The sequence below is a fragment of the Pseudomonas laurylsulfatiphila genome (assembly GCF_002934665.1).
GTDB lineage: Bacteria > Pseudomonadota > Gammaproteobacteria > Pseudomonadales > Pseudomonadaceae > Aquipseudomonas > Aquipseudomonas laurylsulfatiphila.
Window position 1 is genome coordinate 441,187 of sequence record NZ_NIRS01000006.1, and the last position, 22,179, is coordinate 463,365.

The 22,179-nt window shown below is 60.6% G+C and carries 19 protein-coding genes and 1 pseudogene; 10 read left to right on the plus strand and 10 right to left on the minus strand.

Annotated features, from left to right (window positions below):
- Positions 1–56 precede the first annotated feature (56 nt).
- The 6 genes from CD175_RS24275 to CD175_RS24300 all read right to left on the minus strand — a co-directional run bounded on the left by CD175_RS24275 (position 57) and on the right by CD175_RS24300 (position 7,068).
- Positions 57–1,295 carry a hypothetical protein gene (locus tag CD175_RS24275; RefSeq protein ID WP_104450746.1) on the minus strand — a complete coding sequence of 413 codons (1,239 nt, stop codon included), beginning with the start codon at positions 1,293–1,295 and terminating at the stop codon, positions 57–59.
- A 47-nt stretch (positions 1,296–1,342) separates the two neighbouring features.
- Positions 1,343–1,837 carry a CS1 type fimbrial major subunit gene (locus tag CD175_RS24280; protein ID WP_104450747.1) on the minus strand — a complete coding sequence of 165 codons (495 nt, stop codon included), beginning with the start codon at positions 1,835–1,837 and terminating at the stop codon, positions 1,343–1,345.
- Positions 1,838–1,900: 63 nt separating this feature from the next.
- On the minus strand, positions 1,901–2,644 hold the full coding sequence (locus CD175_RS24285) for a pilus assembly protein (RefSeq protein ID WP_104450820.1): 744 nt from the start codon (positions 2,642–2,644) through the stop codon (positions 1,901–1,903).
- 59 nt (positions 2,645–2,703) lie between these two features.
- Positions 2,704–3,957, minus strand: a complete 1,254-nt coding sequence (locus CD175_RS24290) for a hypothetical protein (RefSeq protein ID WP_104450748.1) — start codon at positions 3,955–3,957, stop codon at positions 2,704–2,706.
- Entirely contained in the window at positions 3,958–6,480 is a 2,523-nt protein-coding gene (locus tag CD175_RS24295) for a CS1-pili formation C-terminal domain-containing protein (protein ID WP_104450749.1), read from the minus strand.
- A 111-nt stretch (positions 6,481–6,591) separates the two neighbouring features.
- On the minus strand, positions 6,592–7,068 hold the full coding sequence (locus CD175_RS24300; protein WP_007975130.1) for a CS1 type fimbrial major subunit: 477 nt from the start codon (positions 7,066–7,068) through the stop codon (positions 6,592–6,594).
- Positions 7,069–7,587: 519 nt separating this feature from the next.
- Between CD175_RS24300 and CD175_RS24305 the strand changes: the two genes are divergently transcribed.
- Together CD175_RS24305 and CD175_RS24310 are read left to right on the plus strand one after the other, a co-directional pair.
- Entirely contained in the window at positions 7,588–8,163 is a 576-nt protein-coding gene (locus CD175_RS24305) for a PadR family transcriptional regulator (protein WP_007975131.1), read from the plus strand.
- Entirely contained in the window at positions 8,160–8,945 is a 786-nt protein-coding gene (locus CD175_RS24310) for a siderophore-interacting protein (protein ID WP_104450750.1), read from the plus strand. Before CD175_RS24305 ends, CD175_RS24310 begins: the two co-directional genes overlap by 4 nt.
- 68 nt (positions 8,946–9,013) lie before the next feature.
- On the opposite strand, the gene CD175_RS24315 is transcribed toward CD175_RS24310, so the two are convergent.
- Both CD175_RS24315 and CD175_RS24320 read right to left on the minus strand, forming a co-directional pair.
- Positions 9,014–9,652 (minus strand): Pr6Pr family membrane protein, encoded by a 639-nt coding sequence (locus CD175_RS24315; RefSeq protein ID WP_104450751.1) that lies wholly within the window; start codon positions 9,650–9,652, stop codon positions 9,014–9,016.
- Positions 9,653–9,654: 2 nt separating this feature from the next.
- Positions 9,655–9,885 (minus strand): VF530 family protein, encoded by a 231-nt coding sequence (locus CD175_RS24320; RefSeq protein WP_007975135.1) that lies wholly within the window; start codon positions 9,883–9,885, stop codon positions 9,655–9,657.
- 295 nt (positions 9,886–10,180) lie between these two features.
- On the opposite strand from CD175_RS24320, the gene CD175_RS24325 reads away from it, so the two are divergent.
- The 8 genes and pseudogenes from CD175_RS24325 (at position 10,181) to cmoB (ending at position 20,064) form a co-directional block, all read left to right on the plus strand.
- Positions 10,181–11,563 (plus strand): carbohydrate porin, encoded by a 1,383-nt coding sequence (locus CD175_RS24325; RefSeq protein WP_104450752.1) that lies wholly within the window; start codon positions 10,181–10,183, stop codon positions 11,561–11,563.
- A gap of 39 nt (positions 11,564–11,602) precedes the next feature.
- A pseudogene (locus CD175_RS31805) lies at positions 11,603–11,680 on the plus strand (outer membrane lipoprotein carrier protein LolA); the annotation flags it as partial.
- A 104-nt stretch (positions 11,681–11,784) separates the two neighbouring features.
- A complete protein-coding gene (locus CD175_RS24330; protein WP_104450753.1) occupies positions 11,785–14,196 on the plus strand; it encodes a glucose/quinate/shikimate family membrane-bound PQQ-dependent dehydrogenase in 2,412 nt (803 codons plus the stop codon).
- 330 nt (positions 14,197–14,526) lie between these two features.
- Positions 14,527–16,944 carry an endopeptidase La gene (lon, locus tag CD175_RS24335; RefSeq protein ID WP_104450754.1) on the plus strand — a complete coding sequence of 806 codons (2,418 nt, stop codon included), beginning with the start codon at positions 14,527–14,529 and terminating at the stop codon, positions 16,942–16,944.
- Positions 16,945–17,159: 215 nt separating this feature from the next.
- Positions 17,160–17,552: a protease inhibitor I42 family protein gene (locus CD175_RS24340; protein WP_104450755.1), complete on the plus strand. Its 393-nt coding sequence runs from the start codon at positions 17,160–17,162 to the stop codon at positions 17,550–17,552.
- Positions 17,553–17,554: 2 nt separating this feature from the next.
- Positions 17,555–18,190: a lysoplasmalogenase gene (locus CD175_RS24345; RefSeq protein ID WP_104450756.1), complete on the plus strand. Its 636-nt coding sequence runs from the start codon at positions 17,555–17,557 to the stop codon at positions 18,188–18,190.
- Positions 18,191–18,367: 177 nt separating this feature from the next.
- A complete protein-coding gene (gene cmoA / locus CD175_RS24350; protein WP_015093665.1) occupies positions 18,368–19,111 on the plus strand; it encodes a carboxy-S-adenosyl-L-methionine synthase CmoA in 744 nt (247 codons plus the stop codon).
- Positions 19,108–20,064, plus strand: coding sequence for a tRNA 5-methoxyuridine(34)/uridine 5-oxyacetic acid(34) synthase CmoB (gene cmoB, locus CD175_RS24355; protein WP_104450757.1), 957 nt, complete (start codon positions 19,108–19,110; stop codon positions 20,062–20,064). The genes cmoA and cmoB overlap by 4 nt, the downstream gene beginning before the upstream one ends.
- A gap of 53 nt (positions 20,065–20,117) precedes the next feature.
- Here cmoB and tadA read toward each other — a convergent pair whose 3' ends face one another.
- Entirely contained in the window at positions 20,118–20,615 is a 498-nt protein-coding gene (tadA, locus tag CD175_RS24360) for a tRNA adenosine(34) deaminase TadA (RefSeq protein ID WP_104450758.1), read from the minus strand.
- A complete protein-coding gene (locus tag CD175_RS24365) occupies positions 20,615–21,991 on the minus strand; it encodes a multicopper oxidase family protein (RefSeq protein ID WP_104450759.1) in 1,377 nt (458 codons plus the stop codon). Before CD175_RS24365 ends, tadA begins: the two co-directional genes overlap by 1 nt.
- Positions 21,992–22,179: the final 188 nt, after the last annotated feature.

Genomic DNA, 22,179 nt, shown 5'->3' on the forward strand with positions numbered 1-22,179 from the left:
GGCATCGTGAGGCAAACCTGACGGCATTCATTGCGGTCAGGTTTGCCGCAACCACATCAGATATCCGAATCCCAGATCACCGTGACATTGCCGGAATAGCGGCTGGCCACGCCCGGTTGCAGCATGAACTCCATCTGGTTTTTTGCAATTTCGAAATGCAGAGTCCCTGGTGCCCGATCGACATAGAAACCAGGTTGAAACTGTTGCGAATTGGCTTGCCCGGTTCGCAGGCGCTGACGCCTGACCGGTTGCCCGGACAGGTCCGTCAGGCCATTGGGCAGACTGACGCTGACCTGAAGTTCGACTGATCGCCTGGAGACAGGATCATTCAACATGCATTCGTAGGGAAAGCCGCCGAACTGACATTCAATATGCATCTTGAAGCGCGATGACGCCGAGATATTGAAGGTCTGGTCGCGAAACAGGCTCACTGGCCGGCGGCCTGCCTGCAGCCAGCTCTGCCAGCCACCCACAGGTACCAGTTGGACCTTGTTGCCACCCGGCGGAATATCGACCTTGAGCGTGTGTTGAACGTCGAGGTTGAAGTTCATGGTCAGGGTTGAACTGCTCGGCAGCATGACGTCACCAAAATCGAAGTCGCCGTTCGGGCCAACCGTGTAAGTCAGTGCGCCGCGGTAATTCCCCGCAGACATGCCCAAAGGATTTGGGGTTACCAGTTCATAGGCAAAGTCGAGGTAGTCCAGGCGCAGCCAGGGAACATCGAACTTTGCCTGTTTTGCACATACATTTTGTTCCGGAGTCTTCCAGAAGAATCTGTAAGAGGTCGAATTAAACCAACCCACACCACTGTAAACACAGGGCGCCGGGCTATACACCCAGCTCGTTCCCCATAAAAGATTGTGCGCGACCCGATAGTCTTCGGCGCCCCCCACCAATTGCATGACGTCCTGCGTCACATACTGGGAGCCGATACCCACGATCCTGACCTTTACCGTTTCCGGTTCGCCGGTGGTTTCGTGCGCGACCGTCAGCTCTCGCCATTGCGCCGGTACTTTCAACATCGCCCCCTCTCGAGGCGAGGCATGGTTGGCGCGAATGGGAGCGCGTGAATCAAATTGAATCGGCACCTGCAAACTGAAGGTCTGGTGTTCTTCGCATTGCCCTGGGTAATTGGCGCAATAACCACTGAGCGGCGTGGTATTGAGGAACTTGTTCATATGCGGGCGCGCCGAATCCGGCTTGAACAATGCGGTGATATCCACCTGCTCGGCCTGCACCGGCGCCGCGATCATCCCCAGCACCCAAGCGCTCGACAACCAATGAGCAATCTTCATCTTTCCCCGACTCCAGTCATGCTGTTCGTTTTGGTGCAAACCCGACTTCAAGGCGCCGCCGCACTGAAGACCAGATTCACGTTGCCGTAGTAGCGGCCCGACTTGTACCCGCCCGCGGGCACCTTCGGCTGGATCTGCAGGGCAAAGCGCCCGCCCGCGACAGCCTGCTCGCGAGAGAGCACTTCAAGGGGTTGCGGGTCGTGGCTCAACGTCTTGCCGTTGAAGCTGACGAGCAGGTAGATGTTCTGCTCATCGCGGCCGTTGGACAGGTAGGGCTCGCTCTCGAGCCGCGCGTGGATGGCGCTGGTGTCGTGCTTGACGTCGAAGTTCTTGCGCATCCCCTCCAGCGACCGAGTGTGGATGTTCCACGGCAGAACTTGCTCGCGATGAATCCAGTCCGACTCGGCCGGTATCACGTAGAAACCCAAGGTCGGAATATCCACCGACACTTCGAATCGGTGCTCTTCTCGGGCGGCGAATACCGGGGAACTCATCAGTGCTGCGACGCCTGTCCACAGGGCGATGGCCGATAGCTTGATCATTTCAGGTACCTGTTACGTCAAAAAAAGCGGCGGGCAATGGCGGTCACTCGTGTGTGCCGGCGGTTATTGGCTGGCAACGCGCAAGGCCTTTTTCGATGCGCCCTCGACCAGGTTGAAGCGGTATTCACGTCCCGGCTTCTTGTCGAATGCGAACTCTTTGCCCGCACGTATGTGGTGCTTGGTGGTGGGCTCGCACTCGTTTTCCTGCTTGATCGAGCAGTTGCGGAACTCGTCGACGACCACCGACGTGTTGCCGTTATTGCGAATGCGATAAGTGCTGGCGCCGTTGTCGATCTGGCTGTCGTACCGGCTGTTGTTCGGCCTGACGAAGAACACCGTGCCGAACCCGGTCATGACGTTGACACCGGCCGAGAGGTTTTTTTTGTAGTTCTCGCGCTCGTCGCTGGACACCGCGAATTCGTCTTCCTTTTCCGGCACCACCGGGATGAAGCGCACGCGGAAATAGCGCTCGGTGTCGCGCTCGCCCATGAACAACAGCCGAGTGCCCTGCATGCCGTTGGCCGGAATGATCAGGCGTGCGGGGCTGGCCATCAGCCCGTCGCGCGATGCCGCGCCCGGGTCGCTTTTGACCGGCACTTCGCTAGGGGTGCCCTCGGCGTCGTAGACGATTTCCAGAATGTTGACCTTGACGAAGGCCGTGCTGTCGCCACTGTTGAACACGCGCTTGAGGTAGGTGCTTTTGTCGCCATCCAGATAGTCGTACACCGTTCCGACGTTGATTTGCGGCCCGGCTTGAAGGCCCAGGGAAAATCCGCTCAAACCGATCAATAAAAACACACGCTTCATAACTTTTAGTCCTTGGTCATTGAACACACTGCCGGTACGACTGATCGATGCGTTGGCCATCAGATTTCCGAGTCCCAGATCACAATGACAATGCCGGTATAGGTGCCGGCAACACCGGGCCTCAGCATGGATTCCATGTACGATTGCTCAACTTCGAAATGCAGGGTTCCCGGTGCCCGGTCCACATAGAAGCCGGGCTTGAACTGCTGCTCATTCCCCGCACCGGTCCTCAATCGCAGGCGTCTCACGGGTTGGCCTGAGAGGTCGGTTATGCCATCAGGCAGGCTTACGCTGATGTGTAAGACGACTCGACGACCGTTATCCGCACTGTTCTCCAGTCCGCATTCGCCACCTATTCCGGGCCCGCATTGCATCAGTATCTTGAATCGCGTCGAGGCCGATATATTGAAAGTCTGGTCACGGAACAGTCGCACCGGCCGGCGTCCAGCTTGCAGCCAGCTTTGCCATCCGCCTTGCGGCTCCAATCGGATTTTGTTACCACCTGGAGGGATATCGACCTTGAGCGTGTGCTGAACATCAAGGACAAAACTCAGCGTCAGATCGGAATCGTTGGGCACCATCACGTCGCCCATGTCAAAGTCCCCGCCCGGCCCGATGCGATAAGTCAGGTCGCCGGTGTAGAGCCCTGAAGACATACCAAGCGGATTGGGCGTACGCAGTTCATAGGCGAAATCCAGGTACTCGTAGTACATGGCCGGAATCTTGAAACTGGCGGTTTTTACGCAGGTACCCTGAATCGGGGTTTTCCAGAAAAACTGGTAAAAATCATCGGTGTACCAACCGACGCCGCTGTACTGGCACGGCGACGGGGGGTTCACCCAGCTGCCATACGGGCCGCCCCACAAGGCCCGGTGCCCTTCAAGCGTATTGGGTGCACCTGTAAGGTTGGTGACCTTGTCGTCGAGCACGTACCGCGATCCAAATCCGGCAATGCGCATCTCGACCTGTTCCGCCTCACCGGTTTCGGCATTCGTAACCGTCAATGCACGCCATTGCGCCGGCACGGTGAACATCGAACTGTTGCGCTGCGAGTCATGGGGTTGCATGGCCCTTACGGAATCGAACCGTATGGGCAGGCGGATGCTGAAGGTCGCGTTCTGTTCGCACTGATCGGGATAGTCCGCGCAGTAACCACTGACCGGGGTTTTGTTGATGAACGTATTACGTTGCGGGTTTGCCGGGTCAGGCCGGAACAACGCCCTGATCTCCTGATTGACCGCCTCGGCCGTGGGCGCCACAAACAGCGCCAGCAAGCACAGCCACTGCGGCATACACGTCTTGAAATTAACCATTCAACTGGCCTCCTGGCGAGTCAATGACGCATCCGCCAACGTATCCGGCGAGCAGCGCAGGTCGCCGATCATCAACACGTTGTTTTCACTGCGGTGCTTGTCCGTATCAAGCCGGAACTGGCACAGCAACTGGTCGGCGTAACGCACTTCCAGCGTCGGTGAGCCGGCGTGCATTTCCATCGAGAAGAAGCCATCGACTTCACTCACCCCACGACTGGCGTGATTGATCACGTGGTGGCCCTTGAGCGGCCGGCCTTGTGGGTCGACGAGACGTCCGAGCACGGTCAGGGTTTTCATCACCCGCACCTTGCGGTACTCCACGCCGCCCTTGTTCAGGTGATAGCGGGTGCGAGCCGGCTCGATGCTGGCCGCTGGCGCGTGATTGCCTTCGAAATCGAAGCTCACCGAGCTGTTCCTGTAGGCCGTCAGCGGTATGAAATTGCGCCCCGGACGCAATGCCGCGCTGCCGCCGCTGAGGTCGTCGGCGCGTAACGCGATGCCGTCGATATCAGACTCGACATCGACGATCATCCCGGCCCCTCGTCCTTGATGCTGACTGGTCAGGGCCATGCGCTGGCCACCGACGACCACGGTGCTGTCCAAGTTCAAGCCGCCGGTGAAGTTGTCGTTGAACGACGAGCGCTGGATAAAGCCGTCGCCGTTGATCGCGTCGGTGCGAAAGTTCGCCAGGCTCGACAGGCCGACGCCGTAGGTGTCGGTCAGCGCAGTCACCGAGACGCTCTGCAGGATGTGGTCTTGCAGGTCTTTGCGATAACCGAGCGAGGCGTTGGTGTCGCGGCTGCCATCACGGGCGGTGCGGCTGCCGATGCTGCCCGAAACCTGTTGACCCGGCCCGCCGAGCGCCACGCTGATGCTCAGGTCGACCCCGCGATTGCGCGCGTCGCCACTGCTGTAGCTGCCGGGACGATCGAACAATGACAACCGCCAGTTGGCGTCGCTGCCCAGCAGCATCGTGCGCTGCGTCCAGCCCAGGTCGACGCCGACGCCTTCAACGTTGCCGTCACTGTGGGAGACCCGCGCGTTAAGCGAGTTCTTGCGGCTGATGCGGTGGTTCAGCGCCAGCGATGAATTGCTGGTCTCGCCGGTGAACACATTGCGTTGGCGCACGCGGGTGCCGTCGGGCAGCGTGTCGAAGGTGTTGGTGGTGTCGAGCCAGCTGCGGTTGTGGCTCACCACCAGACTGCCGGAACCATAGTTGTAGAGCGCTTGCAGATCGGCACCGGTACCGTGGTCTTCAGTCTGGTACAGATTGGCATAGAGGCTGACGCTGTTGGCCAGGCTCCAGTCGATGGAACTGCCGTACTGCAGCGTGTTGCGCACCTGACGTGCCGAGAGCCCGAGGATTACCCGCGGATGCAGCAGGTAATTGATCGCGGCACCCGCCGTCGCATCACCACTTTCCTGTTGATCCCAGTTGCTCAGCAGTTTGCTTTCCTGGCCGGCGAACAGGTTGTAACGCCAGCGCTCGTCATGGTTGCGCCAGTTGGTCGGTTTGTAGATCAGCTCCTGAGTGGTGGAGGTGACCTGGCCGTCTTCTATCAAGCGCACTTCCACGTCGTAGATGCCGCCGGGCAACGGGCGGGTATCGAGGGTTTGCAATCCGGCGGGCACCGATTGGGTGTTGAGCAGCAGACCATCGCGATAAATCTCCACCGACGCCTGGCGATTGGCGGTGACATAGATCGGATAAACGCTGGGTTTGGGGCTGTCGATCGCCAGGCTGTCGGAACTGCCGTACATCACGCCAACGGCGGTGTCGGGGCTGGTGCCGAACGAACGGGGTTGGCGGCTCAGGCCTTCGGAATTGGGAGTGAAGTAGCCCAGGCGGAAAAAACTGCCTTGCAGTTCGCGCTGGGTGTAGAGCTCATGCACCGCATGATAAGTCTTGTCATCCGGCCCGCCGAGACGCGCCAGTTGCATGTTGAAGGTCTGGCTCCAGTTGCCCAGGCTGCCGCTGGCCTCCAGGCCATAACGCCCGCCGAGGTTCTGATCCTGGCCGCCGTTGAGGTTGAGCTGGTTGCGCACCATCAGGCCGCTGCTGCCGCCTTCGGGCTGGTCGTAGAAACGCTTGGCCTCAGTGTCGCGCTCGGCGTTTTCGGTGACGATCGACAGCAGTGAGTTTTCCAGGTTGTAGTGCACCGCCAGCATCTGCTCGGGGCATTGGCCGCTGCAGGTGCCCAATGCCACGCCGGGTTTCAGAATGCTGGCCCAGGTGTCGCGTTCGCCGGCGCTGAAACGGCTGTCGCTGGTGTCGGTGAAATCGAGCAAGGTGACCCGGTCATCGCGGGACAACACGATCATCGCCTCGCCGAGGGGTTGTTGATCGAGTTCGATCCGCACGGCCAATGGCACATCGAAGAAATGTTCCTCGAAATCGGCCGGCAGACCCTTGGCCTGAGCCAGTAAACTTCGAGGCGTATTATCAACGGAAGTCGGCGCCGCAAATGCGCTGCTACATAACAGCAACGCAAGCGTTGCCGCGATGGGCGTCATCGGGAACATGAACAAATACTCTGATTACAAGGAAGTCAAAGCCCGGCCGGTAAACTTGATAGTTTGCCGGCCGGTTACGTTACTTTGAGCAAGTAAACGCTTTACCGTCGCAGCTGTTACTTATACGGAAGGTTCAACGACCAGCATGACGACACCGGTGTAATCACCTGCATCAGGTTTACCGCCCAGTGCACTGATCTTGAACGGCGCGCGATAGCGGACGTTGGACTCAGCTTCGCCAACAACTTCCTGCGAATTGGTGGTCAGCGTCTTGCCGTTGAGCTCGACTTTCAGGTCGATGGTCTTGTTCCCGGCGATCAGTTTCGGCACGCCTTCCAGGCGGGCGTTCACTTTGCCGGCGGTGTGCAGCACATCAAAGTGCCCGTCGACGGTCTTCATGGAATCAGTACCCGGGTTGTAGCTCATGTCCTGGTCTTTGTTGACCAGGTCCGAATCAACCGGCACCGCGTAGAAATCGTCGGATGGAACATGGGCCACAATGCTGATGGAGTGTTTGGCTTCGGTGGCGGCAAACGCCATCGAGGAACTCAGAGCCAGAACAGCCAGAGGAGCAGCGAACGCGATTTTCTTGAACATCTTTCAGTACCTGTCGTTTAAAAAAAGGATCTAAGTATTGAAAGTTTCGCTGAAGCAAAACAGTCACGAGCAGTGATGTTCCAGCGCAACTCTCAACGCCGAAAGATGATCGTTCAAACAATCTGGAAAGTAAGCAGGCAAGTTCCTCAAAGCGCGTAGCCAAAGGGCCACGACAGTGGCATGAAAAATACTTGAATATTGATAAAGTCACTGTTTGGCTGTCAGATTCAGACTACATAAAGCCAATACACAGGCAGTTAAGGCCGGCAACGACACAGTAACTTCTGTAGGAGGGATATTACAAATCCAATGTATTAAGGCGTGAATCGTTAATTTAGAGAGTTAACACTAATTTAAACTTGTGCGCCCGCTTTAAAAGCCTTTTTCGGCGCCGCGAAAGCGCCATTTTCAGTGGCGGTTTCGCCTGGCATGGTGATCAGCCGTTGGTCGGGGGGTCTTGCGGACCACTAAAGATATATCTTAAGTTGTATCTAAACACGACGAGAGAGAACGAAAAAAATGAGAGACCATCATTCCCCCCACCGCGAACACGGCGACGGCCGCGACGGCTTCGAGAAACGCCCCGGCCGCGAACGCGGTGGTCGTGGCCCGCGGGTATTTGCCCCCGGCGACCTGAAACTGCTGCTGCTGGCGTTGATCGCCGAACAGCCGTGCCACGGCTACGACCTGATCCGCCAGATCGAAGGCATGTTCGACGGTGCCTACAGTCCCAGCCCCGGCGTGATCTACCCGACCCTGACTTTTCTTGAAGAAAGCGAATTGATTACCGGCGACGCCGAAGGCGGGAAAAAACGCTACAGCGTGACCGACGCCGGACGCCAGTCCCTGACCGAGCAAGCCGTCGCCCTTGAAGGTGTGCGGGTGCGCATCGATGTCAGCAAGCGTTCGTTGCGCGGCCATGATCGCCCGGCCGAAATCCACGAGGCGGTGCACAACCTGCGCCATGCCCTGCAACTGCACCACGGCCGCTGGAGCGCGGAAGAAATCCAGCGCGTCGCGGCCCTGCTCAACGACACCGCCAAAGCCATCGTCGACGGCCCTGCCGTTCAACCCGTTCAGGAGAAAGCCGAATGACTGAAGTGATCACGCAATCCATTCACCGCGTCATGCATGAGATCAAACGCCGTCGCCTGGAAGTGTTGCGTGTGGTCGACCTGACCCCGCGCATGCGCCGGATTACCCTGGGCGGGCCGGAGCTGGCAGGCTTCGTCAGCCTGGGTACCGACGATCACGTCAAACTGTTGTTCCCGCAGAACGCCGAGCAGGCTGCGGCCCTGGAAACCCTGGTGCTGGGCGCCGGCAAGGACAACGGCCCGCTGCCCGAGATGCGCGACTACACGCCGCGCCGCTATGACCTGAACACCCTGGAACTGGACATCGACTTCGTGCTGCACGGCGACGGCCCTGCCTCGACCTGGGCCGAACAGGCCAAACCGGGGCAGTTCCTGCACATCGGTGGGCCGCGGGGTTCGATGATCGTGCCGGACATGTTCGACAGTTACTTGCTGATCGGCGACGAAACCGCCCTGCCCGCCATCGCCCGACGGCTCGAAGGCCTGGCGGCCAACCGCCGTGCGCTGGTGATCGTGGAAGTGGAGAACGGCAAGGAGCAGCAAGTGCTGGAAAGCGCTGCCGAGGTCAATGTGATCTGGGTGCTGCGCGAAGGTGGCAAGGACAATCTGCTGACCACCGTGCGCCAGATCCAGGTGCCCTCCGGCAGCCTGTACGCGTGGGTCGCGACCGAGAGCAAGGTGTCGCGGCAGATTCGTCGGGTATTGCTCGATGAGCACGGGCTGGATGAGCAGTTCGTCAAAGCGGTGGGTTACTGGCGGCTGGATGGCAGTCTTGAAGAGTGATTACATGCTGTAGGAGCCGGCTTGCCGGCGATGGGGCCTTGAGGACGCCATCGCTGGCAAGCCAGCTCCTACAATTGATGACGACGATCCACCGCAACCACCCCCAGCGCAATCAACACAAACCCCGCCAACAATCCCCCGGCGTTGATGAACACCTGTGGATAACCCAGTTTGTCCACGTCAATGAACGGGTACGGATAGGTCGCCAGCAAATGCCCGCGCAGCAACGAGTAAGCGAAGTACACCAGCGGATAAATCACCCACAACGCGATATGCCCCCAGCGCAACGAGCCTTTCGGTACGCAGAACCACCAATACCCCAGAAACAGCAGCGGCATGACGTCGTGCATCAGCTCATCGGCCAGCCATTGCCAGCCTTCGGGATGCCATAGATGGCGAAGCAATACGCTGTACGCCAGGCCGACGACAGTGATGCTCACAGCAACGCCAGTACTGACCCAGGGCTGTAAAAACCAGCGGCGCGCAGAGGACTCGCGGGACGTCAGTTCACAGGTCAGCACCGTCGCCACCAGGGTGTTGCTCAGCACGGTGAAGTAGCTGAAAAAACTCATCAGCCCACCGATCAGACTGGCCCCCAGCGTCCAGCGCGAATAGAAAATCAGGTACATCTGGATGCTCAATCCCGCCCAGCCGAGCATGGCAGCCACGACCACAAAACGGCGGCGTAACGCGCACGGATTGACCATGTTCAGAGCGGTCGTTTGGTGCGCATCAACTTCACATACAGACGTTCGACCTTTTCCCGCGCCCACGGGGTTTTACGCAGGAACGTCAGGCTCGACTTGATGCTCGGGTCGCTCTTGAAGCAGCGGATATCGATGCGTTCGGCCAGCCCCGACCATTCGTAGTGTTCAACCAGGGCGTTGAGGATTTGCTCCAGCGTCACGCCGTGCAGCGGGTCGATGTTGTGTTCGGTCATGCCGGGCCTTCAAGCAGAGTGGGAATTGGAAGTCGCGCACCTTACGTTAAATGTAGGTGAAACGGAAAAGATCGCAGCCTTCGGCAGCTCCTACATTGGAATGCGATCCCCCTGTAGGAGCTGCCGAAGGCTGCGATCTTTTGTCACTGTTACCAAATCCGAAAGGCTGCATGTCAGTAAAAGCCCTTTCTCTATTTGTAACAGATCATTATCCTTGCGCCTGCTTTAGCTGAAACGCTTCTGCTAGTCATTTCTTCCGTTTAATCCCCAGAAAAAGATCAAGAATTTCTTCTCTATGCCTGATTTCCAGCTTTCGAAAGACAGCGCTGTCTTCAAACCTGTTGCCTGCCGAAAAACCTTGAACCTGATAGGCGGACTCACCGCTTTGGGCCTTGCCACTTGCGCTCACTCGGCTCCGGCCTTCGATAGCGATTCACCGTGGATGCTCGGCGACTGGAACGGCACTCGCAGCGAACTTGCGGAAAAAGGCTACGACTTCAAAGTCGATTACACCGGTGAAATGGGCAGCAACCTGCACGGCGGTTACGACCACGACCGCACGGCCCGCTACAGCGACCAGTTCGGCCTGGGCACCCATCTGGACTTGCAGAAAATCCTCGGCTGGGACAACGCCGAGTTCCAGTTGACCATCACCGAACGCAGCGGCAACAACATCAGCAACGACCGCATCAACGATCCGCGTGTCGGTGGCTTCACCTCGGCCCAGGAAGTCTGGGGCCGCGGCCAGACCTGGCGCCTGACGCAGATGTGGTATCAGCAGAAGTTCTTCGACGAAAAACTCGACATCAAGGTCGGCCGTTTCGGCGAAGGCGAAGACTTCAACAGCTTCCCTTGCGACTTCCAGAACCTGGCATTCTGCGGCTCCCAGGTCGGCAACTGGGCGGGCGATATCTGGTACAACTGGCCGGTCAGCCAGTGGGCAATGCGGGTCAAATATCACCTGACGCCAGAGCTTTATGCACAGGTCGGCGCGTACGAGCAGAACCCGTCGAACCTGGATCGCGACAACGGCTTCAAGCTCAGCGGCAGCGGCACCCAGGGCGCGGTCCTGCCGGTGGAACTGGTGTGGACGCCGAAACTCAACGGCCTGCCGGGTGAATACCGCGCCGGTTACTACTACAGCAGCGCCAACGCCACCGATGTCTACAAGGACAGCAACGGCCAGCCTGCCGCCCTGAGTGGCGAAGCCTACCGCAGCGCCTCGAGCAAACACGGCATGTGGCTGGGTCTCCAGCAGCAAGTCACCAGCCTGGCCAGCGATCATTCCCGCGGCCTGAGCCTGTTCGCCAACGGCACGATGCACGACAAGAAGACCAACGCCATCGACAACTACGTCCAGGCCGGTCTCGTCTACAAAGGCCTGTTCGACGCACGGTCCAGGGACGACATCGGTTTTGCCATGGCCCGCGTCCACGTCAACCCGGCCTATCGCAAGAACGCTGAGGCGACCAACCAGGCCCACGCCGTCTTCGACTACGACAATCCGTCCTACCTGCCACCCCAGGACACCGAATACAGCGCCGAACTCTATTACGGCGTGCACGTGACCGACTGGCTGACCGTGCGCCCGAACCTGCAATACATCCGCCATCCCGGCGGCGTGAACGAGGTCGACGACGCGCTGATCGGCGGGATCAAGGTCCAGTCGTCGTTCTAAAAAACACCGCAAAACCCTGTAGGAGCGAGCCTGCTCGCGATGGTCGTCAACGATAACGCTTCGAGCCTGACACCCCGCGGCGCTCTCAGGTTTTTCGCGAGCAGGCTCGCTCCTACAAGGACTGCGTCAACCACACCGGTTTTATGAACCATGCCCGCGCCGGATCGTCATCTACAGTGAACTGGCGCAGGACTACTTGAAACATCACGGAGAATCACACTATGAGCACTGATGGTGCCTTGGGTCGAAGCCGTCTGTTGCCGACCCTGCTCGGCATACTGCTTCTGCTAATGGGCCTGGCCATGCTGGCCGGGGGGATCAAGCTGAGCATGCTCGGCGGCTCGCTGTACTACCTGCTGGCCGGCATCGGCATCGCTTTGAGCGGCGTGTTGCTGATCGCCGCCCGCCGCGCGGCGCTGGGCCTGTACGCACTGGTGCTGTTCGCCAGTACTGTTTGGGCGCTGTGGGAAGTCGGCCTCGACTGGTGGCAACTGGTGCCGCGCCTGGCGCTGTGGTTCGCCCTCGGCGTGGTGATGCTGCTGCCGTGGTTCCGTCGTCCATTGCTGATCAACGGCCCTGCCCCCATGGGCACTGGCGCCTTGAGCGTGGCCGTGGTCCTGGCCGGTGTCACCGCCGTGGCCAGCCAGTTCACCCACCCGGGCGAGACCTTGGGCGAATTGGGTCGTGACTCGGCTGACATGACCAGCACCGCGCCGCAGATGCCCGAAGGCGACTGGCAGGCCTATGGCCGCAGCGAATTCGGTGACCGCTACTCGCCGCTCAAGCAGATCACCCCGGCCAACGTCGGCAAGCTGCAAGAAGCCTGGCGTATCCAGACCGGCGATCTGCCAACCGCCGATGACCCGGTGGAACTGACCAACGAAAACACCCCGCTCAAGGCCAACGGCATGCTCTATGCGTGCACCGCCCATAGCAAGGTGCTGGCGCTGGACCCGGACACCGGCAAGGAACTGTGGCGTTTCGACCCGCAGATCAAGAGCCCGGTGGGCTTCAAGGGCTTCGCCCACATGACCTGCCGTGGCGTGTCGTACTACGACGAAGCGGCCTACGCCCAGTCTGAAAACGCGGCCTCCGCCGTGATTTCCGAGGCCGGCAAAGCCGTCGCCCAGGCCTGCCCGCGTCGTCTGTACCTGCCAACCGCCGATGCACGCCTGATCGCACTCAACGCCGACACCGGCAAGGTCTGCGAAGGTTTCGGTAAAAACGGTGTGGTTGACCTGACCCAAGGCATCGGCCCGTTCACCCCCGGTGGCTACTACGCCACCTCGCCGGCAGCGATCACCCGTGACCTGGTGATCATGGGCGGCCACGTCACCGACAACGAGTCGACCAACGAGCCCTCCGGCGTGATCCGTGCCTTTGACGTACACGACGGTCATCTGGTGTGGAACTGGGACAGCAACAATCCTGACGCGACCGAACCGCTGCCAGAGGGCGAACACTACAGCCGCAACTCGGCCAACATGTGGTCGCTGGCCAGCGTCGACGAAAAACTCGGCATGGTCTACCTGCCACTGGGCAACCAGACCCCTGACCAGTGGGGCGCAGACCGCACCCCGGGTGCCGAGAAGTTCAGTGCCGGCCTGGTTGCGCTGGACCTGGCCACCGGCAAGGTGCGCTGGAACTACCAGTTCACTCACCATGACCTGTGGGACATGGACGTCGGCAGCCAGCCAACCCTGCTGGACATGAAAACCGCCGACGGCATCAAGCCAGCCGTAATCCAACCGACCAAGCAGGGCAGCCTGTACGTCCTCGACCGTCGTGACGGCACGCCGATCATCCCGATCAAGGAAATCCCGGCTCCGCAAGGCGCCGTGAAAGGCGATCGCACCGCACCGACCCAGGCCCGTTCGGACCTGAACCTGCTGGCCCCGGAACTGACCGAAAAAGCCATGTGGGGTGCCAGCCCGTTCGACCAGATGCTGTGCCGTATCCAGTTCAAGGAATTGCGCTACGAAGGCCAGTACACCCCGCCGTCGGAACAGGGCAGCCTGATCTATCCGGGTAACGTTGGCGTCTTCAACTGGGGCGGCGTTTCGGTCGACCCGGTTCGCCAGATGCTGTTCACCAGCCCGAACTACATGGCCTTCGTCTCGAAAATGGTGCCTCGCGCCGAAGTCGCGGCCGACAGCAAGCGCGAGAGCGAAACCGCGGGCGTGCAACCGAACACCGGCGCACCTTACGCGGTGATCATGCACCCGTTCATGTCGCCGTTCGGCGTACCGTGCCAGGCGCCGGCCTGGGGCTATGTAGCCGGCATCGACCTGACCACAGGCAAAGTCGTGTGGAAACGCAAGAACGGCACCAGCCGCGACAGCTCGCCATTGCCTATCGGCCTGACACTCGGCGTACCAAGCATGGGCGGTTCGATGGTCACTGCTGGCGGTGTCGGCTTCCTCAGCGGCACGCTGGATCAGTACCTGCGCGCCTATGACGTCAACACCGGCAAGGAGCTTTGGAAAGCGCGCCTGCCGGCTGGCGGTCAGGCTACGCCGATGACCTACACCGGCAAGGACGGCAAGCAGTACGTGCTGTTGGTCGTCGGTGGCCACGGCTCACTGGGCACCAAAATGGGTGACTATGTGATTGCGTACAAACTGTCCGAGTAAGTTTCAGCGGCAGTCAAAACAAAGGCGACGCCCTCACAGGCGTCGCCTTTTTTATTATCACCACCATCCTCTGTAGGAGCTGCCGCAGGCTGCGATCTTTTGATCCTGGAAAATCAAAAGATCGCAGCCTGCGGCAGCTCCTACAAAATCAAAAGATCGCCGCCTTCGGCAGCTCCTACAAAAGCAAAGGCGCAGGGTGTCGCGCCGAAATCCAGCTAACCTGTCTCTGCGCTGAACACGCCTTCGAAACACGGCATTGCAGAAAATGACCGTTGAAACCACCGCCAACCTGCCCCATCTAAGACCCATACCCATTGTGCAGGTGCCCCCATGAGCGACCAGCAAGAATTCCCCGAAGACCCGAGCGAATACGCCGATCCACAAAGCGCTCCACAGCACAAACCCGGCAAAGGCCTGGCCCTGCCCGGCCAGAACCTGCCGGACAAGGTCTACATCATCCCGATCCACAATCGGCCATTCTTCCCGGCCCAGGTCCTGCCGGTCATCGTCAACGAAGAGCCGTGGGCCGAGACCCTCGACCTGGTGGCCAAGTCCGAACACCACTCCCTGGCCCTGTTCTACATGGACACGCCCCAGGAAGATCCGCGCCACTTCGACACCTCGGCCCTGCCGCTCTACGGCACCCTGGTCAAGGTGCACCACGCCAGCCGCGAAAACGGCAAACTGCAATTCGTCGCCCAGGGCCTGACCCGTGTGCGTCTGAAAACCTGGCTCAAGCACCATCGCCCGCCGTATCTGGTGGAAGTCGAATACCCGCACCAGCCCACCGAGCCAACCGACGAGGTCAAGGCCTACGGCATGGCGCTGATCAATGCGATCAAGGAACTGCTGCCGCTCAACCCGCTGTACAGCGAAGAGTTGAAGAACTACCTCAATCGCTTCAGCCCCAACGACCCGTCGCCGCTGACCGACTTCGCCGCCGCGCTCACCTCGGCCACCGGTAGTGAGCTGCAGGAAGTGCTCGACTGCGTGCCGATGCTCAAGCGCATGGAAAAAGTCCTGCCGATGCTGCGCAAGGAAGTCGAGGTCGCGCGTCTGCAAAAAGAGATTTCCGCCGAAGTTAACCGCAAGATCGGTGAACATCAGCGCGAGTTCTTCCTCAAGGAGCAACTCAAGGTCATCCAGCAGGAGCTGGGCCTGACCAAGGACGACCGCAGCGCCGACCTCGAACAGTTCGAGCAGCGGCTGGTGGGCAAAGTCCTGCCGGCGCAGGTGCAGAAACGCCTCGAAGAGGAAATGAACAAGCTGTCGATCCTCGAGACCGGCTCGCCAGAGTATGCGGTCACCCGCAATTACATCGACTGGGCGACCTCGGTGCCGTGGGGCGTGTACGGCGAGGACAAACTCGACCTCAAGCACGCGCGCAAGGTGCTGGACAAACACCACGCCGGCCTCGACGACATCAAGGACCGCATCCTCGAATTCCTCGCCGTTGGTGCCTATAAAGGCGAAATCAGCGGTTCCATCGTATTGCTGGTGGGGCCGCCGGGCGTGGGCAAGACCAGCGTCGGCAAATCCATCGCCGAATCCCTGGGCCGGCCGTTCTATCGCTTCAGCCTTGGCGGCATGCGTGACGAAGCAGAGATCAAGGGCCATCGCCGCACCTACATCGGTGCGCAGCCGGGCAAGCTGGTGCAAGCGCTGAAGGACGTCGAAGTGATGAACCCGGTGATCATGCTCGACGAGATCGACAAGATGGGCCAGAGCTACCAGGGCGACCCGGCTTCGGCCTTGCTGGAAACCCTCGATCCGGAACAGAACGTCGAATTCCTCGACCACTATCTGGACCTGCGGATGGACCTGTCGAAGGTGTTGTTCGTGTGCACCGCCAACACCCTCGACTCGATCCCCGGCCCGTTGCTCGACCGCATGGAAGTGATTCGCCTGTCGGGCTACATCACCGAAGAAAAAGTCGCCATCGCCAAGCGTCACCTGTGGCCCAAGCAGCTTGAGAAAGCCGGCGTGTCCAAGGGCAGCCTGAGCATCAGCGACAGCGCGCTCAAGGCGCTGATCGACGGCTATGCCCGTGAAGCCGGCGTGCGCCAGCTGGAAAAAAACCTCGGCAAACTGGTGCGCAAAGCGGTGATGAAACTGCTCGACGATCCGAAAGCGGTGATCAAGCTCGGCCCGAAAGATCTCGAAGCGTCGCTCGGCAAACCGGTGTTCCGCAACGAGCAGGTGCTGGCGGGGGTCGGCGTGATCACCGGCCTGGCCTGGACCAGCATGGGCGGCGCGACGCTGCCGATCGAAGCCACGCGCATCCACACCCTCAACCGTGGGTTCAAGCTCACCGGGCAATTGGGTGACGTGATGAAAGAGTCGGCGGAGATCGCCTACAGCTACGTCAGCTCGCACCTGAAGTCCTATGGTGGCGATCCGAAGTTCTTCGACGAAGCCTTCGTCCATCTGCACGTGCCGGAAGGCGCCACGCCGAAAGACGGCCCGAGCGCCGGCGTGACCATGGCCAGCGCCCTGCTGTCGCTGGCACGCAACCAGCCACCGAAAAAAGGCGTGGCCATGACCGGTGAGCTGACATTGACCGGGCATGTGCTGCCGATTGGTGGGGTTCGCGAGAAGGTGATTGCAGCGCGGCGGCAGAAGATTTTCGAGCTGATCCTGCCGGAGGCCAACCGGGGTAATTTCGAGGAGCTGCCGGAGTACCTGAAGGAGGGCATTACGGTGCACTTTGCCAAGCGCTTTGCGGATGTGGCCAAGGTGTTGTTCTGATGCTCTTGTAGCGCCTGCTCCACCGCTATCGCGAGCAGGCTCGCTCCCACAGGATTGAGTCGGTCACAGAATTTGTGTACCCCCTTAATCACTGTGGGAGCGAGCCTGCTCGCGAAGGCGTCCTCCCTGACACCGCTGTACAGGCTGACCGTCACACTTTGTCTCATCTTCAGTTATGCTCGCCGTTCGTCGCCAACGCCGGAGCCACTGATCTCATGTCCCCCACTCGCCTGTTTGTCCCCCTCGCCTTCGCCTTGCTGGCCGCATGCGCCACGCAACCTGCGCACAACGTGACTGTGGAAAAACAGAGCGAATGCCCGGTGAAACTCACCAACGGGCAAAACCTGATCCTGACCCTGCCGAGCAACCCGACCACGGGTTATCGCTGGGCGATCCAGGATTCGGCCGGCGGCGTACTGCACGCCTTGGGGCCAGAGGTGTATCGAAATCCGGAAGATGCCGGCATCGTCGGGTCCGCCGGGGTTTCGACCTGGCGCTTCCAGGCTTTTGCGACCGGCACGGGGCGTTTGCGCCTGACCTCGCAACAGCCGTGGGCCCCGGAAGTGCTGCCGGTGGACTCGTTCGACTGCACGATCTCGGTTAACTGACCGTGGGCTGGCTGATTCTGGCGCTGATGGGCGCGGTGACCTTTCTTTATGGCCTGAGCGTGCACGCCTCCATGCTGTGCCTGCTGGTCAAGCCGTTGCCGGTGCTGGCCTTGCTCGGCTGGCTGCACGACGCACCACCCGGCGAATATCGGCGCTGGATCAGCCTGGGCCTGATTTTCTCCTTGATCGGCGACGTGTTGCTGGCCTTGCCGGGGGACTTGTTCGTGTTCGGCCTCGGCGCATTTCTGGTCGCCCACCTGGCGTATCTGAAAGCCTATTTGAGCGATTGCCGGCGTCTGGCTCTTTTACCCTTGATCATCGCCCTCGGCGTTGGTGCGGTGCTGCTGGGGATTCTGATTGCTCATGGACTGGGGCCACTACTGGTTCCGGTGATCGTCTACGGCCTGGCGATCAGCGCCATGCTCTGGCGCGCGCTGGCGCGGCTTGGCAGTGATGTGCCCAAGCGTTCGGCCTTGCTGGCTGCCGGTGGTGCGGTAGCGTTTGTGTTTTCGGACAGTGTGATTGGCATCAGTCGCTTTGTGGTGCCGTTCGATGCGGCACCCTATGTGATCATCCTCAGCTACTGGCTGGGGCAGTGGGGCATCACGGCATCGGCGTTCGATCAGAAACAGCGCTGAACCTGTAGGAGCCGGCTTGCCGGCGATAGCGCCCTTCATGACGCCATCGCCGGCAAGCCGGGCTCCTACAAAGGCCATTGTGGGTCGATGACTGCGCCGCTTTATCAGACAACCCGCGCATCCCCGCGCCAACTTGGCTAAAATGCCGGCCTTTTCACCGATACCGCTGGAACCGCCGTGAGCAAAGAACCCGATCGCCTTTTCGCCCAGCCTTTGGCCCAGGTGCCTGACTTCGCCTTTAACGAGGACGTGGTGCGGGTGTTCCCGGACATGATCAAGCGCTCGGTGCCGGGCTATCCGACCATCGTCGAAAACCTCGGCGTGCTCGCCGCGCAGTTCGCCCAACCGGGCAGCGTGCTCTACGACCTGGGCTCGTCGCTGGGTGCCGTGACCCAGGCCTTGCGCCGGCATGTGCGCACCGACGGTTGCCGCGTCATCGCTGTGGATAACTCCGCCGCCATGGTCGAGCGCTGCCGCGAATACCTCAATGGCCAGGACTCGATGTTCCAGGAGTTACTGCCGGTCGAGGTGATCGAGGGCGACATCCTGGCGCTGGAGTTCCAGCCGGCCTCGGTGGTGGCGTTGAACTTCACCCTGCAATTCATCGCCCCGGACCAACGCACCGCGCTGTTGACGCGTATCCGTCAGTCGCTGTTGCCCGGCGGTGCCCTGATCCTCTCGGAAAAACTGCGCTTCGAAGACGAGCAGGAACACGCGTTGCTCACCGACCTGCACATCGCCTTCAAACGCGCCAACGGCTACAGCGAGCTGGAAATCGCCCAGAAGCGCAGCGCCATCGAAAACGTCATGAAGCCCGACAGCCTCGAAGAACACCGCGAACGCCTGTTGGCCGCCGGGTTCTCGAAAGTCGTGCCGTGGTTCCAGTGTCTTAACTTTGCCTCGTTGATTGCCCTGCCATGATTGATCTGTCTCCCCTCGCCCGCCGTCTGGCCGGCACGCCGCTGGCCGAATGGGCCAACACCCTGCAGGCGCAACTCGACAAGAAAATGGAAAAAGGCCATGGCGACCTGGAGCGCTGGCAAAGCGCGCTGGACGCCCTGCCAAAGATCCAGCCGAGCGAAGTCGATTTGCTCAACGGCCTGAAGCTGGACACCGATTGCGACGATGCAACCCGCGCGCAAATGCGTTCCGCGTTGATGGGCCTGTCACCGTGGCGCAAGGGGCCGTTCGACCTGTTCGGTGTTCACGTCGACACCGAATGGCGCTCGGACTGGAAGTGGTCACGGGTCGCCCCGCATCTGGACCTTGCGGGCAAGCGCATCCTCGATGTCGGCTGCGGCAATGGCTACTACATGTGGCGCATGCTCGGCGCCGGTGCCGACAGCGTGATCGGTGTCGACCCCAACTGGCTGTTCTTCTGCCAGTTCCAGGCGGTGCAGCGCTACCTGTCCGAACCGAACGCCTGGCACCTGCCCTTCCCGTTCGAAGACCTGCCGCCGAACCTCGAAGGCTTCGACACGGTATTTTCCATGGGCGTGTTCTACCACCGCCGCTCACCCATCGAGCATTTGCTGGCGCTGAAGGACTGCCTGGTCAAGGGCGGTGAACTGGTGCTGGAAACGCTGGTGGTCGAAGGCGACAAGCATCAGGTGCTGGTGCCGGAAGACCGCTACGCGCAGATGCGCAACGTGTGGTTCCTGCCGTCGGTGCCGGCGCTGGAGTTGTGGCTGCGTCGTGCCGGGTTCACCGATGTGAAATGCGTGGATGTGAGCACCACCACAGTCGAAGAACAGCGCGGGACGGAGTGGATGAAGTATCAGTCGCTGAGCGACTTCCTCGATCCCGAGGATCACAGCAAGACGATTGAAGGGCTGCCGGCGCCGATGCGGGCGGTGATTGTGGCCCGTAAATAACAGCAAGATCAAAAGATCGCAGCCTGCGGCAGCTCCTACAGGGGGGTCTGTGTTTAGTCTGCTGGCTTGGCTCTTCGAGCCTTGAAGAACTCGCTCAACACCGCCCCGCACTCCTCCGCCAACACCCCCCCCTCATGCAACACCCGGTGATTCAAAAAACCCTGGGTAAAAAACTGCCCCTGGCTCTGCACAATCCCCGCCTTCGGCTCCAGCGCGCCATACACCACCCGCGTTATCCGCGAATGCACGATCAGCCCGGCGCACATGCTGCACGGCTCCAGCGTCACATACAGCGTGCTGCCGGGCAGGCGATAGTTGCTGACAGCCTCGGCGGCGGCGCGAATCGCGACCATCTCGGCGTGGGCACTGGGATCGCTGGTACTGATCGGGCAGTTGAAGCCACGCCCGATGATTTCACCGTCCTGCACCAGCACCGCGCCCACCGGCACTTCGCCCAGGGCCGCGCCCTGGGCGGCCAGGGCCAGGGCTTCACGCATGAATTCGCGATCACGGCTGCGATCGATGATGGCGGCGGGACGAATCTGACGCATCACGCCACCTCGATGGCGGCCATCAGGCCGGTTTCCATGTGGTCGATCACATGGCAGTGGAACATCCAGACCCCGGGATTATCCGCCACCAGCGCCACTTGCGCGCGCTCGTTCTTGCCCAGCAGATAAGTGTCGGTAAAGTACGGAATCACCTTGTGCCGGTTCGAGGCGATGACCTTGAAGCTCATGCCGTGCAGGTGAATCGGGTGCTGATACTGGGTCATGTTCTTCAATTCGAAAATGTAGCTCTTGCCCTTTTCCAGCTTGGCAATCGGGCGGTCGGCGCAGGTCTTGTCGGTGATGTCCCAGGCCTTGCCGTTGATCTGCCACAGGCTCGGCGGCTTGCCGTTGTCGACGTTGACCGACACCGAGCCGACCCATTCGAAATTGAAGTTGAGTTTCACGGCATTGGCCAGGTCCGGCTCGGCAATCGGGTTGGCCGGCAGTGCCGGCGGCCATTCGCTCGGTGCGTCGGTATTGGCCACTGAACGCAAGGTACCCAGGCGCACCGGACCGTTGCGCAAGGACAATTCTTCACCGGCCGGCGGGGCCTTGATCGCCAGGCAAATACGCATGCCGGGGCCGAGCCAGTATTCCTTGCCCAGCGGGCGCGGTTCGATGGGGTTGCCGTCCAGCGCATAGATCTGCGCCTCGACGCCGGGAATGTTCAGGCGATAGGTCAGGGTGTTGTCGAGGTTGAGAATGCGCACCCGGGTGATCTGCCCGGCCGGCAAGTCGATCACCGCCTGCGGCACACCGTTGATGGTCGCCAGGCGCCCCGCCGTGCCGCCACGGGCCGCTTCCCGGGGAATGCTGAACTCGACGAAATTGCCGACCTCGTCGACATGCCAGCTCTTCAGGCTCAAGGTCTTTTCGTACTTGAAACCGGTGGGCTCACGCTCTTCGATGATCAGCGGTCCCACCAGGCCACGGCCGAGTTCTTCGCTGCTGTTCACATGCGGGTGATACCAGTAGCTGCCGGCATCCGGCACGCGGAACTTATAGTCGAAGTACTCGCCCGGCAGCACCGGCAATTGCGAGACGTAGGGTACGCCGTCCATTTCCAGCGGCAGGCGTATGCCGTGCCAGTGAATGGTGGTCGCCACCGGCAGGTGGTTGATGAAGCGCACCCGCAGCCATTCACCCTGGCGCACCCGCAACTCGGTGCCCGGCGCCGACGGGCCGAAGGCCCAGGCCTGGGTCTTGTGCCCGGCCACCAACTCCACGTCCAACGGCGCCGCAATCAGCTCATAGTCATGACCGGCATCCGCGTCGGCCATCTTGCCCAGCCAGTAGCGTGACGCACCACCGGCTCCCACGCCAACCACCACAAGACCGGCCAGACCACCGAGTATTTGTCGACGGGAAAAGGACATTAACCAACCACCTCGCGAATCGGACAGGCCCCGGGGACCCGCAAAAGGCGAATACGATACACCTGCGATTGCGAAACAGTAAGGGCAGCGCGGCGGATGGACGCAGATGGCCTTGTCTCTACACCCATTCCGCGGACAAAGAGACATAACTATGCAGTGCATTTTCATCGAACGAGGGCAGCATCCTC

Bases quoted from the DNA above. Each gene is read 5' to 3' on its own strand.
- CD175_RS24275 (WP_104450746.1), bottom strand. From the start codon at position 1,295: ATGAAGATTGCTCATTGGTTGTCGAGCGCTTGGGTGCTGGGGATGATC.
- CD175_RS24280 (WP_104450747.1), bottom strand. From the start codon at position 1,837: ATGATCAAGCTATCGGCCATCGCCCTGTGGACAGGCGTCGCAGCACTG.
- CD175_RS24285 (WP_104450820.1), bottom strand. From the start codon at position 2,644: ATGAAGCGTGTGTTTTTATTGATCGGTTTGAGCGGATTTTCCCTGGGC.
- CD175_RS24290 (WP_104450748.1), bottom strand. From the start codon at position 3,957: ATGGTTAATTTCAAGACGTGTATGCCGCAGTGGCTGTGCTTGCTGGCG.
- CD175_RS24295 (WP_104450749.1), bottom strand. From the start codon at position 6,480: ATGTTCCCGATGACGCCCATCGCGGCAACGCTTGCGTTGCTGTTATGT.
- CD175_RS24300 (WP_007975130.1), bottom strand. From the start codon at position 7,068: ATGTTCAAGAAAATCGCGTTCGCTGCTCCTCTGGCTGTTCTGGCTCTG.
- CD175_RS24305 (WP_007975131.1), top strand. From the start codon at position 7,588: ATGAGAGACCATCATTCCCCCCACCGCGAACACGGCGACGGCCGCGAC.
- CD175_RS24310 (WP_104450750.1), top strand. From the start codon at position 8,160: ATGACTGAAGTGATCACGCAATCCATTCACCGCGTCATGCATGAGATC.
- CD175_RS24315 (WP_104450751.1), bottom strand. From the start codon at position 9,652: ATGGTCAATCCGTGCGCGTTACGCCGCCGTTTTGTGGTCGTGGCTGCC.
- CD175_RS24320 (WP_007975135.1), bottom strand. From the start codon at position 9,885: ATGACCGAACACAACATCGACCCGCTGCACGGCGTGACGCTGGAGCAA.
- CD175_RS24325 (WP_104450752.1), top strand. From the start codon at position 10,181: ATGCCTGATTTCCAGCTTTCGAAAGACAGCGCTGTCTTCAAACCTGTT.
- CD175_RS24330 (WP_104450753.1), top strand. From the start codon at position 11,785: ATGAGCACTGATGGTGCCTTGGGTCGAAGCCGTCTGTTGCCGACCCTG.
- lon (WP_104450754.1), top strand. From the start codon at position 14,527: ATGAGCGACCAGCAAGAATTCCCCGAAGACCCGAGCGAATACGCCGAT.
- CD175_RS24340 (WP_104450755.1), top strand. From the start codon at position 17,160: ATGTCCCCCACTCGCCTGTTTGTCCCCCTCGCCTTCGCCTTGCTGGCC.
- cmoB (WP_104450757.1), top strand. From the start codon at position 19,108: ATGATTGATCTGTCTCCCCTCGCCCGCCGTCTGGCCGGCACGCCGCTG.
- tadA (WP_104450758.1), bottom strand. From the start codon at position 20,615: ATGCGTCAGATTCGTCCCGCCGCCATCATCGATCGCAGCCGTGATCGC.
- CD175_RS24365 (WP_104450759.1), bottom strand. From the start codon at position 21,991: ATGTCCTTTTCCCGTCGACAAATACTCGGTGGTCTGGCCGGTCTTGTG.